The sequence below is a fragment of the Halorussus ruber genome (genome assembly GCF_004765785.1).
GTDB lineage: Archaea > Halobacteriota > Halobacteria > Halobacteriales > Haladaptataceae > Halorussus > Halorussus ruber.
Map to the genome: position 1 here is coordinate 1 of NZ_ML219769.1, position 16,152 is coordinate 16,152.

The following is a 16,152-nucleotide window of genomic DNA, read 5'->3' on the forward strand; positions in this document are numbered from 1 at the left end:
GCGTCACCGTCGCGGTTCGAGTCGGTGGGGAGACGCGCCACGTCCTCGACCTCAGCGGCGAAGACGGCGAGCGCGCGTTCGAGAGCGCCTACATCGACGAGACGTTCGAGAATCCGACGGGCGAGACGGTGGAAGTTTGGGTACATCAGCAGAACCTCTCGGGGGCGAGTCTGCCGTATCTCGACGTCGAGACGAAGCGCGACAGCGACGGCGACGGCCTGACGAACGGGCTGGAGAAACTCGGTATCAAGACCGGGACCGGCCGGATTTATACCGACCCCTACGACGCTGATACCGACGGTGACGGGATTTCTGACGGGAAGGAGGTAGCTGGTCACATCGCCCGCTACGTCGATAGCGGGTACTTCGAGTTGGAGAGCGACCCGACCGAAGTCGACTCCGACGCTGATGGACTCGACGACTACGAGGAAACGTACGAACGTCACCCCGTCCAGTACACGAAATCGAAGGAGAAGTCGAAGAAATTCCTCGCCGCGCTCTATAACGACGGCGACCCGGGAAGTCATCTCGCATCGCGGACTGTCAAAACAGATCCCATGCGGAAGGATTCCGACGGCGACGGAATTCCGGACGGGGAAGAACTCGAACTCGGGACTGACCCATCGCGGGCGGACACCGACGGCGATGGGATTTCCGACGGCGACGAATTGGCCTACGATACCGATCCGACGCTCTACGACTACAAAGGGCCGGAAATCAGCGTGTTCCGGGCGAAATTCGAGAAGAAGGCGTGGAGTGCAAAGACTGTCTACTCTATCGGTTACTCAGCGGATGACCCGAGCGGACTCCAATCGTCAGCACTCGTCAAGAACGGCGAGGTGAAAACTGACGCCTCGTGGGATGGCGACCGGCACGTCAGTCGGTCGGCCCAGTTCGAGACCGGCGCAAAAGAGACGATTTTCGACGGGCTGACAGGGACCACGGTCGAGGTCCGTGCCCGCGACCGCAACAAAAATAAGCGGACGAAGGTGGCGATGGAGCGCGCGACCGTCTGGGGGTCGCTGGCGAAGGAACTCGTCGACGAACACGATGGGAACGAAACAGCGGCAGCAAGTAGTGTGGGTCTATTTTCGGGCTTTACCGTCGGCGCGGGAAGTACTGCTCGTGCCCTCAACGCGGTGGTCGAGAATCCACTTGGGTTTCTCCGGTCGCTCCAGCAACTCGCCAGACTCGTTAACCAGTTGGGTCTCGTCAAGAAACTCCTCAAGACGCTTCCCCAGCAACTAATTGAGGGGTTCGAGGAGCAACAACAACAGGCCAATCCGTACGACCCGAACGACCCGAGTGAGCGACACGAGTACGAGTCGTTCCGGGCGAGCTACTACCTCGGCTACGTCGCGTTCGAAGTCGTTGCGATCATCGTCGGTGGGCAGGCGAAGAATGCGGTTAAGAGTACGAATACGTTCTCAAATGTAGTTGACAAACTCGACCGGAATGGTCGGCTGACGCAGGTCCAACGGTACCTCGACGCGGCCAAGGGCCGGACGACAGGACCCGTCAAACGTGGCAGTTACAAGCTAGGCACTCGCCTCGGGGAAGGAAGTACCTGGCTGGCGAAAGAAAGTGGTCAACGGATCTTGAGCGGGGCGAAAACGGCCGCTGGACAGACTCGGTTGTACGGGCATCTACGGAAGATTGATGGTAACAAGATTGACGACCTGTCGCCCTCGCAGGAGGCACGCCTGCGAACGGTTTTAGCGTACACAGGTGACGACGGAGTTGAGGCAATAAATAAGCTGGATAAAGATTCTGTTGAGGATATATTCGATTTTCGAGCGTCGTGTTCACGTTCGGGTCTAAGCATTCAGAGCTACACCCAGAGTTGTTTGGATAAGGAGACTAGTAAGCAGGCTGCCCAATCGGTTGTCAAGGCGAGTGACGAGGATGAGGTATCTGCAAAGGAAATAGAGGACGCCATTCAACGGATTGACGCGGCAGACGGGGTTGCCCGGGATCGAGCAATCCGTCTGCTCGCCGATGCAGATAGCGATGCGGTAAAACTAATCACTCGTCTTGATACTGGGACTCTCAGTAAGCTGGTTAAAAACACGGACCAAATCGATACAGTTCGGGCTGATGGTGATACTCTGACAATTAACGCAGAGCGAGATGGTATGGACGTGAGCGTAAAGTATCCCAAGGATGGTGAGGAGTACGTGCGAACAAAAGGTGGTGTTGGCGACAGGGACCTTTCAGAACTCTCTGAGACAGAAAAAGGAGATATTGTTGAGGATGAGATTGCTCCGAAGTTGGCCGACAAACGCGGGTACGACGTTCGTGACCCCTTCGATACCGGGACTGAGGATACTGGTTTCGACGTGATTGCGAAAGACCCCGATAGTCCCACGTGGGTCATCATCGAAGCAAAATTCAAGAGCAAAGGCGGTAGTATCTCTAAAAAGACGTGGTTAGATGGTACCGAAACAAAGGGCAAGCAAATGTCTGATGAATGGATTAGAAAGACAATTGATGAGATGAGGGACAAAGCCACGACAAAAGAGCAGCTAAAAATGGTAAGGGAACTGCAACAAGCCTTCGAGACAGGAAATATCCGAAAAGAACTCGTAACAGCGCAGAACGCGAAGCCAGATGGGCAAACGGCTTTAGATAATCTCAACGACCTTCGGATAACGAGGGTGGATGTTATCAAACTCGGAAAAGTCGTAAAATGATCTCAAAAACAGAGGACGAGCTACGGTTGAAACGTGAATTCATCAAGGATATGATTGATGATTCAAAGGAAAATCTAAAACAGGGAGAGGTCCCGCATGATAGGGTTCACTTAGTCTATAATTCACTAGGTGGTGACTATCGTAGCCTCGGTGTATACTCTTCGCTCTTAGGCGAAGAATCGAAGGCGTGCGAACAGTTCGCCGAAGCGGTAGACTACTATCTGTCGGGTGTCCGTACGGCACGTGAACGTCAAGACGAGATCACCAAAGGAAATCGTGAAAGTGAACCGAGTTACCTACTTGATGCTCTGTATACTGCACCTCTCGCATGTGATGAGGAGTTACTGGATGAGGTAGCGAGAACAACGCTCGAAATGGACACCACATACGTTACTGAATTTCCGGATATGGACTTCAAGTACTATGCCGCAAAGGCTCTTGCGTCGGTTATCCTTGACACAGGAGAAGCCAAGGCGAATTTCCAGTCACTCAATAACTCTCTTGACGGCTTGCGACCAGAAATGAGACAGTTCTTCGGTGCTATCGCTACTTTCGTCGAAGGTATTCTTGCTACTGATGAAGATATGGTAGCAGAAGGAATACAGCAATTGCTAGACCACCATTCCTCGACAGTTAAAGGTGAGCCAACGACGACCAAGGAAGCGGTCAGTCTTCCTGCAACGGCTTTGTTGTTGCTTGCGAGGAAAAAGGAAACCGGCGTAAGTATCGAAAGTGAATATATTCTTCCGATAGCCGAAGGAGATGATTAGTTCCTTGATCAGAGGAATGTCCGTGAACTCATTTACCGATCGATGAAAGAAGGCGAGAGATCGTCCCATTGGGAAAATGGAAGTGTTATTTTGAGCCAACTGAGGAGAGTTGCCCAAATTCGGGGATTAGCGGAATGCGAGTCTCTGTTCTCCCAAATGGAAAAGTCGAAAATGGGTAAAGTGATACAGATGACTGCTGATAGTGTCTCAATTGAACTTCAATACGACTCTGAGTTCCAGGAATCCGTAACAAAACGCGAACGACCGGATCCGATTGTGAGAACGAGAGTCAAAGTAGGAGACACATATGTGTTTGGTGATGAAAATTACATGAATAGTGGTTATATGACGACTAATTTAATCGTTCAGTTGGGGGAACTTAGGAAAATACTCGCTGATGAAAAGGTAGTTATTGAGTACGAAAATGGACCAATGTGGCTTGTATTTGAACCGCATGACGAGGACTCAGTCAAGCTAACTGGATGCGCAACCATTGAGGGTGTACGTAACCCTGACCAACGCCTTTCGGTTGATACAAGCGCAGTTGTGGCGAAAAAAGAATGGGTTTCTGAACTCATCGAAACAGCGGAGAATTTTTATGAAACAGTCATAGATCTCAATCCTAGTCTTGAAGATAACCAAATGATTCAGCGTCTCCAGAAGGAGATTACAGATGCAAAAAGACGGCGTGAAGAGTTAGAATTGGAGTGAAGACTATCTATTCAGAAGACGGTGTCAATGGTTGTGGCGCGGATGAGCCATTTGGAGAGGCCGCGGGAAAAGGCGGGTTCTTCGTGACCGGCGAGCTGGTCAACGATTCCACCCTCACCCTAAGCGGTCACATCTCAACGACCGGTAAACCATTTACTGGCTCGGCGCTCTCAACCCCGGAAAGCACAGAAGTGCATCTTACAGTAGCCCCACACGGGGTATTAGAGCCGGACAAGATGCCTGAGCAGATAGAGACCTTGACTGACCCCGGTCCGAACATCTGGTGGCTCGCGATATTCAGGTACGTCTGAACCGCGAGCAGTAGGTGACAAATCTGTGCCCTTAAGCGATGATTTTCTTGAACACAGCCTCTATATTCAGCACATCTCTCGGAATACTATACGTAAATAATGGGAAGTCCCATGGTCAATTCGCACCACAAATTTCGCATGTCCCCTCCTATCAGAGATTAAGGGTTTTAACAGAGCTATTTGAGTCTAAACCCCGTTTGACTCATTTACGTGTTCGTCTCACTCCACCGGTTGAATCTGACGAGCCTCCTCGGCAAGATCACGAATATACGCTCGAAGTGCGTCCATATCGTCACGGGCGTCGTCAAGCGTTTTCGCTTTGACCTTCGCCTTAATCTGGTCTTCATCCCGCGTCCCAGTCCCTCGCTTGAGTTTCACGGTGAGCGAGACACCGACGTCGCTCCGCTCAACGTACTCCGTTGGTGACGATTCGTCATTGGTCGCTTTCGATTCGTTGCTTGCGCGAGACGGCGAGTTGTGTTCTGACATGGTGTAGCTGTATTACTTAGTGTTCAGTTGGACGGTGCGACCACGTCGTCGGACAGTTCACGAAGGGCATTTTCGATGTCGGTGCCGGTGAGTCGCCAGTGCCCTTCAGGATGAGAGCAGTCTAACTGGCTCACGACCCGGTTTTTGAACCCAGTGTAGTGGGCTAGTGCGACATCCTCGTCGCCGGTATAGTCCAGCAAGAGTGCTAGCGCAAGTTGCGACGGGCCACTTCCACCGTATCCCCAGCCGAAACCCGAGGGACTGTGGTTCGCCAGTTCGAGACTCGGCTCTGGCGTCACCTCTTGTCCGGGTTGTTTTTCCACAACAGCGCGTCCGCACCGCCGGTAGCCGACGTAGACGATATCCTGATTCTGGTTTGGCCGTGTCTGTTCAAGCGACTGCGAGTCGATTGTTCCACTCATGGTTCAATTCGAGGGACTACTTCAAGTTCCCCCGCACCCCTTAGGGGGTGAAAAACTTACGCGGTCACTCCGTCATGTTTCCTGGCTCGCTCGGGCGCTCAGTAGTGAACGTCTGCTGGCACAATCCAGAACGTATTACTCTTCGTGATACGGTCGGGATTCTTGACGCGTGCCGGGCAAGCCAGTCGTCATATCTATCGTTACTGCAATTGGAGGGTCGTCCCAGCAGGCTTTGCTAGCGACTGGTGTGCCAGACTCGTCGAATGTCACTTCGGCGGTGATGAAACTAGTTGATGTCAGCCTTCATCCGATAGTGTCGGGATTTTCTCCTCAAACAGTCGATCGAGTGCGGTCCAGAGAACCTCTGTTGGAAGTGTCTTCTCGAATTCGGCAGGCTTGTGGTCACGTTTGCCCGCAACGGGGTGTTCGTACTGGAAGTGAACTGGCCCGAGGTCCTGATGGTCGTGGTCGCGATGCCAGCCACAATTGAACCCTGTATTCGAATCAGCGTAGTGGATGCGATAGTACGGTTCATCCTCAACGAACCGCCACTCAACGTCGAGTGCTGGTGGCTCTGGTCCCGTTGGTGGGACGACACGGCTTGGGTCGATTTCTGCCTGTAGGAACTGCCTGACGATACTATCCGGTTTGTAGGCAACCGTCGTGGTGGTTGGGTGTCGTTGCAGGACGTCCTTCAGCCCCTCGTAGACTGAACTGCTTGTCGTTCCTGGTAGCCTCATCTGTATTAGGCAGGGAGGGCGTCACGCTCGTTTGCCCAGTCGTATTCGTTGAGTGCTGCCCGGACGACCGGGATGCGCTCTTTGAGCTGCTCCCACTCGCTGGCAACCTCCCGTCGTTCTTCGATCTCCTCGGAGTTGTCGAGGTCGGCGATACTCGCCCGGAGTTCACCCGGTGTCTCGACGTCGTAGGTAGCTTTCCAGTCCCTGATTTTGGTGCGCATGGATTCGAGTGAGGTCGTGAGTGCTTCGCGGTCGTGTTCGCGCTGAAGCGCAGCGACTTCACGGTAGGTCGCCATGAGTTGGTCGACGCAGTAGAGCGTCTGGTCGCCCTGCTCGATCTTCCGGAGCACGTTGTCCTCGACGAGTTGGTTGAGATATTTCTGGGCTGTTTTCACCGACGCGTCTGTCTCATCGGCGATCCACGAGGCAGTACGCGGTGTCTGGAGCGTCCGCGCAGCCGCGCGGATTCGTTCACCACGCGTCATCGACGCTTGATTCTGGTTATCGTTTTGGGTGGGGTCGTCGGACATACTCGTATCTACGCTCTGCTCGAACATATATCTACTGTACTGGAAATATATTATTCTCGGTCTACTCGTCCAATTCCAGCCTAAAATCTCGTCCACTCCGTCACATTCCTTGGCTACTTCAGGTGCTCAGTAGTGAACGTCTGTTGGGACAATCCAGAGGTTTTCGCTCTCGTCAAGGATGCTGTCGAGCTGGTCTCGGTGCCGAATACCACTGCCGTGTTCGTCATACAGGAAGATGGTGGGGCCGTCGTACGCGCCGACTTGGTGGAACGCATGCCGGGCGAGTCCGTCATCGCGCATAATCTCCTCGCCGCTCAATTCCTCAAGCGCGTCCCGGACGCGGTCAAGATTCCGCTCGAACTCGCTCTTCGTCGCCTCCCACCCACGTTCTAGCAGTTCCTGACCATCGTCGGATTCCACAGGAACTGCTACTGGCAGGTCGCCCCACCGGGCCTTCCCAGCGACTGACGTGCCCGACTCATCGAACGTCACGTAGTAATCGAACACAGCATCTGCGTGTGGGTTAGCCCCGACGAGTTGGTCAAATACTGTCTTTCCAGTTGTGAGTGCGTCGTCTCGTGTCGATGCCTCTACCAGCGAGTAAATCACCATATGCATTGGTTTTCACTTCGATCTGCCGACGCACGCGACTACATGCCGCGCTACTGTTTGTTGCGCCAGCATTCATCGTCGGCGCAGAAAAACACGGACTGACATCGTCCAACTGGGAAGGAGTTGTGAGTTGGACTGTAGTTAACCAACAATGCCGAAATACGCGCTCGTCTGTTGGTTAACAGTAGAGGGTAGCACGATTTCTTCATTCAGAATCACCGATGCAACTGACGTCCGATTTAAGGAAGCGACGTATGACACGACTGGTTTGTCTATAGGATTTGCTACAAACGGCGTGCAAGATTTAGAGGATAAGTACAGCACAACGTCTGTTCTCATCGACTCTCAGGTTCGACTAGTGGGAAGCAGTAGCCGATGGCTATCATTGTTGTCGCCACTGAGGCGACGAGAAGAGGAGAAAGCCACCCTGGATACACTCCTGATAGTCCCACGACGACCAGCGGGAGGCTCCAGGCCGATCCAAACATCAGTAACGCCCCTCCGAGCAGTCGGGTTCGGTCGTACCGAAGCAAAGAGAGTCCAAATGTCGCAATGCCACCCGCGAACACGGCCAAGAGCGTGAAAAAGACAGTATCGATCTTGACCGGCAGGACGGTTACGTCGGGGACGATACTACTGGCGTCAGCCGCGACAGCCCACGCTACTATGACGACGGCCCCAACCGGAAGCGCCGCCACGAGGGCAACCCCGACGATAGCCGATGTCGGTGTACGGTCCGAGAGGTACTGATACGACCTAAGCAGCACGAGCGGGAGTAAGACAAAGCCGATTCCGAACGGAATTGACGTGAGAAGCCATGCAAACGGAATCCCACGTAGACTCTCACTGATGGCACCGCTGGCAGCTTCAATGAGTATCAGGACGCCAGCAATCGCCAAGAGTCTCCCCGTCCAGTGTTCAATCTCGTCTACTTGACTGCTAGTGAGGGACATATCCGCACTATATGCCCCTCAAAAATATAATTGGCGAAACACTAACTATTCACCATGTATTGAGCAAAACTACTGAGACAGTTACGGACTACAAAGTGAACAAAGAAACCGTACTACTAACTACTGCTAAGATTACCATCTCGCCTACTTGCCCACTTTGGGTTCTGGCCCGTATCGAGGCATTCCGCAGACGTGGCACTCCCACATCGGGTGACCACTCCACTCGTCGTCTGGAACGGTCTCGAAGTCGAGGAGTCGGTGCCCCGTACCACGGTCGCACTCACGACACTCGAGGTGCCTCCTGGTTGGTCGCTCGCGTTGGTGGCTGTCAGTTGTGGTCTCTTCGACAGATCGCTGGAGTGCAATTGCGGGGACTAGCCACACGTCGTCTACGTCCCTAGGCGGACTCGAAGGCGACGAGTCGCTGTCGAAATGGATCAACCAGAAAGAGACGTCCTGCACCGACAGCAGGTGCAGCGGTCTGGGCCGGATCGAATTCTGTCTCCCAGAGCTTCCGCCCGGAGAGTTTCGTCTTGAGACCGTTCCCACGTCGGATTGCGACCGCGCGATGGCTCGGTGCGATGATGGCGTTCTCGAGTATCGGCGATGGAGACGACATGACGGTCGTCCGAAGGTCGAACGACCAGCGGGTCTCACCACTCTTGGGGTCAAGTTCTCGGACTGTATCGCCATCTTTGGCGTATACTGCATCGCCGGATAGCGTCGGTGCAGAGGTCCCGCCGATGTCGTCGCGCGTCCAGCGACCTGAGCCGTCGAGAGTGAACGCTCGAAGCTGTTTGTAGCCCTGCGCGTAGACACCGCGCTCGCCGACTGAGACGCCCAGCGCGTACTTCACGTCGTCTTGCCAGCGCTGTTTGCCCGTCTTGCGGTCGAGTGCGAGGACGCCATGCTGTACAGGGACGTAGACCCGATCTCCGGTTACCGCGGGCGCGACGTTCCCTGTGACGTCGAGCGAGTCCGAGATATTATACTCGGGATATTCGAGCGGTTCGAGACCGTTGTATCGCCACAACTCCTCGCCGTTCGAGAGTGCGACGACGGCGTTGCTGGTCCGAGCGTAAACTGTGCCCTTCCGAAGAGTGGGTGCATATACTGCGTCGTCGCCGACTTTCCGTGCCCACTTTCTATTGCCGCCCGTGGCGTCGAAGGCGTAGACGAATGCACCTTCCTCATCGGTCGTTCGGTCGTAGGCCAGCACGTAGACTGTCGAACTATCGGAATCGTAGGCAGGTGTCCCACCGGGTTCGTGCGGGAGGTCGGATTCGAAGGTGCGCTTGCCGCTCGTGGCTCTAATTCCGGTGAGCGTGTTCTGCGTAGCGATGAACACTCGACCATCACCGACGATGGGAGAGGTGTAGGGCCAGCCGCCAATATGAGCGTCCCACGCTTCGGTGACCTTCGAGGGCACGGTCGCATTCGGATAGAAGGCGGTATTCGTCGGAGTACGGGCTACCTGCGGCCAGTCGCCTAACGGGAGCGACCCAGACTCTTCGAAGGTAGCACAGCCAGCGAGACCAGTTGTGAGTCCACTGGCCGCGGTGAGGAGGGCTCGCCGCGAGAACGTTGGGGAGGGCATCATCGGAGTAGTCCCATTGATACTGGAAAAGTTTTCTGAATGATTATATCTCGGTTCTCGACCAAGAGTCCCGGAAACCCTGTTACCCACCCTCTGCGTTCGGTTCGCCTGAACGAGAATTTATCGGGCTACAGCGTGAGCAATAGACGATTCGACGGATTCCGCATGCCTTTCGACGACTCCTCTCAGACCCCCTTCGAACGACGCTACATTCGAATCCAGCCGACCACCGACTCGCTCTCAGTCGGTTCTGTGACTACGCAATTTACCCATCTCCATCGCTTGCTCACGAACGACGACGAGCGCTCGTGGTCACGACGACTTAGCTCGAAGACTGACCCGATCCGAGGACACTCGAATGGCTCTTCACTGCTTCACCCGATGGTCGCCTCGAATACTACGTCGGGCTACCCACATCCGACGACCGAGAACTCGAGTCGCTCGAAGGACTCCTCCAGAGTCTCTTTCCGGATAGTCGCGTGGGACGTCTGCCTCCCCAGCAACCCACTCCGCAGTACGTGGCTCAGTCCGCGTTAGCGTGACATGGCGGACACGCTCTTCTGCATCCGCGTTCTCGGCCCAACGGGGTTCTTTCTTACTCATATCTCGTCGGTTTTCAACTCTTCAAGATGCTCCTCGCCATACTGTTCGTCTGCGGTCTGGTGGTGCTGGTGGAGGCGGTAGGCGGCCCGGAGCCGTTCCTCATCGTCAGTAATCGCCCAGTACGGACGCTTGTGCCGCACGAGACCTCGTTCCTTCAGTCGTGAGAGAATCGCACTCACGGCGCCTGTATCCAACTCAAGTTGCTCGGCAATCGTCGCCGCCTTCCACGCACGGTCGTCGTTCTCGTCAAGGAACACCACGATCCGCTCGGTATCGTTTTGCTCCTCAAACTCGTCGTCGTCGGCGTTCTCGAACTCGTCGATATCGATGGTGCCGCTCGACATAGAACTAGTGTTGATACCGTTGACCCATGGCTATTTGGGATGTTTGTTACAACTGTAGTGAGGAGAATTCCGACATCTGAAGACGGGTATGACTCTATCTCTACTGTTGGGCGGGATGACCTAGTGGTGAGCGATACGAGCGTGGATCAAATACATCGATATCCCTGCTATCGGTGCTTTCTTCTAATTGTCTAACTGTTATCCGATGTGACTGGTTCCCTTCCTCGGCGGGCTCTCCTCCGACGTAGTGGTGTAGCAGTCCTCCCGTCTCTTGCAGGGTGTGCAACCCTCAAGGCGGAACTAGGGTTGAAAACACAGCGACTCGGTCAGGTAGTGCTTGCAAACAGTACCGACGAGTCGTTTGAAGTAGCCGTCGAGGTCATCCGCGATGGAACGACCGTCCTCAACTCGTCATACCAGCTCGCCCCCGGTTCGCCGAAAGAACGGCCCCAGATTGTTCTTAACGAGTGGAAAGACAATGCTGACGCCCAGCGGTGGGTAGTCCGAGCAAAAACAAAGGATAGTGAATGGAGAGACGCTGAACTGACCGCTGCGGCGGGTGAACGCAACGACTGTCACAAAGTCAATATCGTTACGGGCAATTTCCCTGAGGCATCCCTCCTTGTCGTACCAACAGACTGTGAAGAGACTCCCGTAGAGGCCGGGACTCAGTAGATTCGTAGTACGAATTGCTTAGTTCCTTCGATAGGGTATCAGAATGTGCTTGTTATAACCAGTAAGTCGTATCGCGTCTCATCTCAATCGTCCCTGAATACGTGCTGGAGTGCTGTGACTGTACCAGCGCCGACCACCGCACCGAATGCGATATCGTCAGCATTCGACGGAGTCTGGTCGATGAACTTTCCGATCGAAATAGAGACGTCGGAGGTGTTTTTCGGTTCAGGGCCACCAGCGTTCATCAGCCATCCGACTCTGTTCCCATTGGCTCCTGTCTGTCCAGCAATGAGAAACGCATCGGTATCGAGGACGTGAACTGCATCGCCAGTACTGTGCTGGCCGTCGAAATAGGTTGTCTCCCACTGTACTTGTCCAGTCGGTCCCGTTCGCAGAACCCACGCACCGCGAGGCCCATTTTCACGCGACTTATCTGGCGTGCGTTCCCGAGTACCTACGAGCAGATAACCATCGTCGAGAACTGCAACCTCCGCAAGCCAATTCCAGGGTCCAGTTGAATGAGAGTGTCGCCACTCGACGTCTCCAGCTACAGTTAGACGGAAGTGCCAGCCTTGCCCATCATCGTCGTAGGAGAACCCACGATTACCGACGGCGACGATACCTCGCGCATCCGGACTGAGATCCGCAATTCGAGCGCCTTTCGGTTCATCGGCGGTGTACGTCCACTGCACGCTACCGTCGGCGGTAAGTGAACTCACGAAGGGGACTTCGCTTCTGCCATAGTCGTCACTTGTAGCAGGCTTCGTGGACCCCCCGGCATACAACGCATTATCGGAGGCAGCGACCGCGTTTACTCCACCCTGTCGATCCGGACTGGCGAGTGGTTTCGCCCAGCGTTGATGGCCGCTCGTCGAGACGGACGCAACCCACGGCCGGGACGTTTCGTCTCTGTCGACACGACGTTCACCACCGACGAGAAAGCCGTCCGCCATCGGCGCGATGCTACTGATGCCGCCACTGCCAGCGGTCGGCTGGAGCGTTCGACGCCACACTATGTCTCCGTCTTCGTCGAAGCGAACAAGCCATGGGTCACTAGAGAGCGGTGCCTCGTCATTGATGTGAACTTGTTCGTTAACGTTGGTTGTCCCCGCCAGAACGACACCGCCATTCGGATGTCGAGCCCCTGCAGTGAAGAGACTTGGAGAACCGCTAACTGCCCGTTGCCATTGGACCCGGCCTGCCGTATCCGTTCGAACCACCAGTCCTTGGTAAGTCTGCGTTTCGACGTTTCCAGCGAGAACATACCCATCACCGACGGGAACAATTGTCTGTATTCCCGCGTATCGACCCTTGGTAGCATAGGTTCGACTCCACGTCGTTTCCGGGACCGAAGGCGGAGCTCCTCGGCCAGTACCGGAATAGCTCAGTAGTGACGTGCTAGCGACGCCAAGAGCTGAGAGGAGTTTTCGTCTGGAGGGCGTCATCAATATAGCTGTTCGCCACCGTACAAATAGTTCTTCGTGATACGCGACCGAACAACATGAACTCGGTGTATTTTCGATTCGAGACAGTCGAGCTATTTGCTCAGTTCTTCCCGACGTTGCCGTTTGACGTTAGTCGCGTCGAATACCGGCGTGGCGTACGCCGCACCGATCGCAAACTCTGTCGTCACGCCCAGGTCGATTGACCGTTACTCCCGTCAAGCGTGTACACCGGCACCAACGAGCTAACCGCCGTCAGAACCATTGGTCACGACAGCGACTGTCTCGCTGGTGTGGCCGAGACCCCACGAGGCGCTCACGCTGAGGTCGCCAGCTTCACCACCGACGTAGGTGACTGAAACGGTCTCTGTTACGCGTTCACCGGGAGCGGCATTGACGTCAAAGTCCCAGAACTTGTCGTAGATACGGTCGTGGGTGACCGCACCGACAAGCGTCCCTTCGCTCGCCCCCGTGTTCTCGGCGGTGACAGTAATATCGAGTTCACCGTCGCTCCGGACGCGGTCTGGAAACGAGACGTCGACGTTCCACGCGGGCGGTTCCCGAATTTGCTTCTGGAGCACCCCCGGCAGAGGGTATCGATATGTAGTTTCACCCCCGTCGAGGAGGACCGCGAACTCTTTGCCCGACCCAGTAGGCACAGAGACTCCGACGCGAACGCTCGGCCGATTCAGCGAGTGGACCGGAGCTTCACTGCCCGCAGGGTTGCGCTCGCCATCGACCTCGATGCCGAGGGGAAGTCGGTGTACATCTTGGTCGTACTCCGCAACGTCGAGGTCGAGGACGACGAGCAGTTCGCCGCGCCGACCGACGATTTCCCACGCGAGGTTGACTTGCCGGTGGAACGACGACTGGACGGCGAGCGGGCCGAGTTCGACCGTACCCGCGGGGAGTGAGACGACATCGCCTGCGCTCACCGATTCGACCGCGTCGGTTCCCGGCGTCGTCGTTGCCGACGTAGGGCGGTCGGTCGTCGTTCGGGAATTCGTCGGCTTCGAGTTCGAACCGGCCGAGGAGCATCCGGCCAAGGCGGATGTCGCGGTCGAGCCGAGCGAGGCGAGGAGGGCGCGGCGGTCCATACCGTGGCGTACTGACCTATCCGGATAAATGTCTTCTGTGGTGAATTGTTCAGGGTACTACGGGACACATCCCGTCGTAGTCTCGGTCGCACCCGTCTCCGAGTTGAAAACGGAGGCCGTCGGTGTAGTACTGGACACGCTATCTCTCTATGGTTCGCGTACTACCTTCGCGGTGTCGGACGCGACTGCGGGAAGGACGCGACAGGTCTCGGCCGCGACGATGTAGTCGGCGACATCCCGCTCGACGGAGCGAACCGAAATCGCCCCCGATTGGTTCGCAAACTCCTCGTCGGTCCAGCGAACGTACCGGGCGAACTGGGGCAGAAGCTCTCGGACCAATCCCGAAGCCAGTTCGTTCGTCCGAGCGGCCTCGATTGCTTCGAGGGCGTTTTCGCGGAGAGCGACGACGGCTTCTGCAGACTCGACACTCATTTCGTCGCCGTTTTCGATGCGACTGCGAAGGCGGTCGAACGCGCGGACGGTCACGAGTACGGCGGTCGCTTCGAGGATTCTCCGAGCGAGCGCCGGTTCGGGGTCGTCCGCGTTGCGGAGGACGAGAGCGTTACGCTCCGACTCCTGATAGAGCCTCGCGAGCGCCCACACCCCTGCCGTGTCGCCGACGTTTCTGTCCAGTAGTGCGCTCGGCGACTCGTGGAGGTCGGCGTCCACGTCGGGAAGCGACTCGATTCGCCGTTGGACACGGCCGTAGAGTGTTCGGCGGGCCGTCTCCAGTCGCGGCTTGAGGTCGGACGTCGTTTCGAGACTGTGCTGGAAGCGGTCGAACATGTGGTTCATCACGTCGTTGTCCACGCGAGCGCGTTCAAGCCTACTCGCCGCTTCGCCGACTCCGAACGGGCCGTCCCCGAACTGTCGGTGATCCCGACCATCGGACGCCGCCCAGTTGCGGGCACCGACGAGGTCGCTCTCGATTTCGGCGTGGACGCGGAGCGCTCGAACCGGGTCGTCGCCGATGTACGACCACCGTGACGCGAACTCCTCGGTGGTCGCACGAATCTCGGGGGTCTCCTCGCGGACTTCCTTGCGAGTCAAATCCGAGTCGATCGCCCGCCACGTCGCTCGGACCTCGCGAGCGTCCGGCCGAGCGCGACTGGCTTGCCACAATCGTTCGAGGGTCGTCGGGGCGTCCTCGATCTCTCGGACCTGTTCTCTGGCAGAATCGTTCAGGTAGTTCAGTCGCTTGCGAATCGCGCCGTTGGGAACGAGGTCGCTGTCGAAGGTGCGCGGAACGTCGTCGAGCAACTGGCGTGCGGCCTCGGCTTGGGCGGCGGCGAACGACGGTTCGACTGTGACCGGGAGCGTCTCCGAAACTGACGGTGCGGGCTTGCTCGCCATCTCGCTGAGACGACTGGCGTCGATAGTGGGCGGGCCCCTCCACGGCAGGCGACTACTGCAACCTGCGAGTGCCGTGGTCGCTGTCAGCGCGAGGACGCGCCGACGGCCGAGCGACGACCTCACGCTGTTTCCTCCTCGCTAGTGTGGGTCCGGCATCCGCCGCTTCCGCTGTTGGAACTGAAGCGGCGAATCTGGTCCGAGTCGAGTGCGACCGGGAGTCGGACGAGGAGCGCCACGACGTCATCTTCTCCGGTGTCGCAGGCGACGTCGGCGTCGCGATAGCCGTCGCGGTACGACGTCTCTATTGCGGACTCGGTCCAGCGGACCCAGCAGAGTTCTCGGGCGTAACATTCACCGAGTTCAGTCTGTTCGACGTACACCGTCTCGGTGCCGAAGTCAGTATCGACGAGAAACTGGCGGGCGCGCTCGACGCCTTCAACGTCGGCGAAGACGAGTTCGTCGGCCGACTCCTCGTCGGCGACGAGGGTGTGTCGCCACAGGTGGTCGTCGGACTCGGTGTCGTCCTCAGTCGTCTCGTCACTGTTCATAACGACGGCGGAGCCGTCTGGATTCCGGAGGTTAACTGTCGGTGGGTCAGTAACCGCGTCGTTCGGCGGACTCCTCGCGGTCGGCGTGGGCGTGGTCGAGGAGTCGGGGCGACTGTTACACCCGGCGAGCAGACTGATATAGCCGGCAGCTACCTGGAGGGCGCGCCGTCGGGAGCGGGAGGGCATTCGTTGTCGCGTTTCTCTCGTGCCAGTAAATAATTTCAGGGTATTAAGGCGACCTATCGTTTCGTACCGACTGTCC

At 56.5% G+C, this 16,152-nt stretch carries 16 protein-coding genes and 1 pseudogene; 5 read left to right on the forward strand and 12 right to left on the reverse strand.

Annotated features, from left to right (window positions below; all coding sequences use genetic code 11):
* The 4 genes and pseudogenes from EPL01_RS21370 to EPL01_RS02225 all read left to right on the forward strand — a co-directional run.
* Nucleotides 1-2,693 (forward strand): annotated as a pseudogene (locus EPL01_RS21370) (hypothetical protein); the annotation flags it as partial.
* 26 nt (nucleotides 2,694-2,719) lie between these two features.
* The gene (locus tag EPL01_RS02215; protein WP_168215782.1) at nucleotides 2,720-3,463 is read left to right on the forward strand and encodes an Imm49 family immunity protein; all 744 of its coding nucleotides are present in this window, start codon (nucleotides 2,720-2,722) and stop codon (nucleotides 3,461-3,463) included.
* Nucleotides 3,464-3,505: 42 nt separating this feature from the next.
* Nucleotides 3,506-4,174, forward strand: coding sequence for a hypothetical protein (locus EPL01_RS02220; RefSeq protein WP_135823646.1), 669 nt, complete (start codon nucleotides 3,506-3,508; stop codon nucleotides 4,172-4,174).
* On the forward strand, nucleotides 4,171-4,485 hold the full coding sequence (locus EPL01_RS02225) for a hypothetical protein (protein WP_135823647.1): 315 nt from the start codon (nucleotides 4,171-4,173) through the stop codon (nucleotides 4,483-4,485). Before EPL01_RS02220 ends, EPL01_RS02225 begins: the two co-directional genes overlap by 4 nt.
* A 219-nt stretch (nucleotides 4,486-4,704) precedes the next feature.
* Here EPL01_RS02225 and EPL01_RS02230 read toward each other — a convergent pair whose 3' ends face one another.
* From EPL01_RS02230 to EPL01_RS02270, 8 genes are all read right to left on the reverse strand, one after another.
* Complete coding sequence (locus tag EPL01_RS02230; RefSeq protein WP_135823648.1) at nucleotides 4,705-4,974, reverse strand: DUF7389 domain-containing protein; 270 nt, start codon at nucleotides 4,972-4,974, stop codon at nucleotides 4,705-4,707.
* 23 nt (nucleotides 4,975-4,997) lie between these two features.
* On the reverse strand, nucleotides 4,998-5,396 hold the full coding sequence (locus tag EPL01_RS02235) for a DUF6166 domain-containing protein (RefSeq protein ID WP_135823649.1): 399 nt from the start codon (nucleotides 5,394-5,396) through the stop codon (nucleotides 4,998-5,000).
* Nucleotides 5,397-5,692: 296 nt separating this feature from the next.
* Complete coding sequence (locus tag EPL01_RS02240) at nucleotides 5,693-6,136, reverse strand: hypothetical protein (protein WP_135823650.1); 444 nt, start codon at nucleotides 6,134-6,136, stop codon at nucleotides 5,693-5,695.
* A gap of 5 nt (nucleotides 6,137-6,141) precedes the next feature.
* Nucleotides 6,142-6,666, reverse strand: coding sequence for a DUF7342 family protein (locus EPL01_RS02245; protein WP_210424048.1), 525 nt, complete (start codon nucleotides 6,664-6,666; stop codon nucleotides 6,142-6,144).
* A 126-nt stretch (nucleotides 6,667-6,792) separates the two neighbouring features.
* Nucleotides 6,793-7,284, reverse strand: a complete 492-nt coding sequence (locus tag EPL01_RS02250) for a DUF7995 family protein (RefSeq protein ID WP_135823651.1) — start codon at nucleotides 7,282-7,284, stop codon at nucleotides 6,793-6,795.
* A gap of 329 nt (nucleotides 7,285-7,613) precedes the next feature.
* The gene (locus EPL01_RS02255) at nucleotides 7,614-8,231 is read right to left on the reverse strand and encodes a hypothetical protein (RefSeq protein ID WP_135823652.1); all 618 of its coding nucleotides are present in this window, start codon (nucleotides 8,229-8,231) and stop codon (nucleotides 7,614-7,616) included.
* Nucleotides 8,232-8,628: 397 nt separating this feature from the next.
* Complete coding sequence (locus tag EPL01_RS02260; protein WP_168215783.1) at nucleotides 8,629-9,828, reverse strand: outer membrane protein assembly factor BamB family protein; 1,200 nt, start codon at nucleotides 9,826-9,828, stop codon at nucleotides 8,629-8,631.
* Nucleotides 9,829-10,427: 599 nt separating this feature from the next.
* Nucleotides 10,428-10,775, reverse strand: a complete 348-nt coding sequence (locus tag EPL01_RS02270; protein ID WP_135823655.1) for a MarR family transcriptional regulator — start codon at nucleotides 10,773-10,775, stop codon at nucleotides 10,428-10,430.
* 333 nt (nucleotides 10,776-11,108) lie between these two features.
* On the opposite strand from EPL01_RS02270, the gene EPL01_RS02275 reads away from it, so the two are divergent.
* On the forward strand, nucleotides 11,109-11,450 hold the full coding sequence (locus tag EPL01_RS02275; protein ID WP_135823656.1) for a hypothetical protein: 342 nt from the start codon (nucleotides 11,109-11,111) through the stop codon (nucleotides 11,448-11,450).
* A gap of 83 nt (nucleotides 11,451-11,533) precedes the next feature.
* Here the strand turns inward: EPL01_RS02275 and EPL01_RS02280 are convergent, their stop codons facing one another.
* The 4 genes from EPL01_RS02280 to EPL01_RS02295 form a co-directional block, all read right to left on the reverse strand.
* Entirely contained in the window at nucleotides 11,534-12,142 is a 609-nt protein-coding gene (locus EPL01_RS02280) for a hypothetical protein (RefSeq protein ID WP_135823657.1), read from the reverse strand.
* 995 nt (nucleotides 12,143-13,137) lie between these two features.
* Nucleotides 13,138-13,989, reverse strand: a complete 852-nt coding sequence (locus EPL01_RS02285) for a hypothetical protein (RefSeq protein WP_135823658.1) — start codon at nucleotides 13,987-13,989, stop codon at nucleotides 13,138-13,140.
* Between the two features lie 147 nt (nucleotides 13,990-14,136).
* Nucleotides 14,137-15,465, reverse strand: coding sequence for a hypothetical protein (locus EPL01_RS02290; protein ID WP_135823659.1), 1,329 nt, complete (start codon nucleotides 15,463-15,465; stop codon nucleotides 14,137-14,139).
* Nucleotides 15,462-15,890, reverse strand: a complete 429-nt coding sequence (locus EPL01_RS02295; RefSeq protein WP_135823660.1) for a hypothetical protein — start codon at nucleotides 15,888-15,890, stop codon at nucleotides 15,462-15,464. Before EPL01_RS02295 ends, EPL01_RS02290 begins: the two co-directional genes overlap by 4 nt.
* Nucleotides 15,891-16,152: the final 262 nt, after the last annotated feature.

Bases quoted from the DNA above. Each gene is read 5' to 3' on its own strand.
- EPL01_RS02220 (WP_135823646.1), top strand. From the start codon at position 3,506: ATGAAAGAAGGCGAGAGATCGTCCCATTGGGAAAATGGAAGTGTTATT.
- EPL01_RS02230 (WP_135823648.1), bottom strand. From the start codon at position 4,974: ATGTCAGAACACAACTCGCCGTCTCGCGCAAGCAACGAATCGAAAGCG.
- EPL01_RS02235 (WP_135823649.1), bottom strand. From the start codon at position 5,396: ATGAGTGGAACAATCGACTCGCAGTCGCTTGAACAGACACGGCCAAAC.
- EPL01_RS02240 (WP_135823650.1), bottom strand. From the start codon at position 6,136: ATGAGGCTACCAGGAACGACAAGCAGTTCAGTCTACGAGGGGCTGAAG.
- EPL01_RS02245 (WP_210424048.1), bottom strand. From the start codon at position 6,666: ATGTCCGACGACCCCACCCAAAACGATAACCAGAATCAAGCGTCGATG.
- EPL01_RS02250 (WP_135823651.1), bottom strand. From the start codon at position 7,284: ATGCATATGGTGATTTACTCGCTGGTAGAGGCATCGACACGAGACGAC.
- EPL01_RS02255 (WP_135823652.1), bottom strand. From the start codon at position 8,231: ATGTCCCTCACTAGCAGTCAAGTAGACGAGATTGAACACTGGACGGGG.
- EPL01_RS02260 (WP_168215783.1), bottom strand. From the start codon at position 9,828: ATGCCCTCCCCAACGTTCTCGCGGCGAGCCCTCCTCACCGCGGCCAGT.
- EPL01_RS02270 (WP_135823655.1), bottom strand. From the start codon at position 10,775: ATGTCGAGCGGCACCATCGATATCGACGAGTTCGAGAACGCCGACGAC.
- EPL01_RS02285 (WP_135823658.1), bottom strand. From the start codon at position 13,989: ATGGACCGCCGCGCCCTCCTCGCCTCGCTCGGCTCGACCGCGACATCC.
- EPL01_RS02295 (WP_135823660.1), bottom strand. From the start codon at position 15,890: ATGAACAGTGACGAGACGACTGAGGACGACACCGAGTCCGACGACCAC.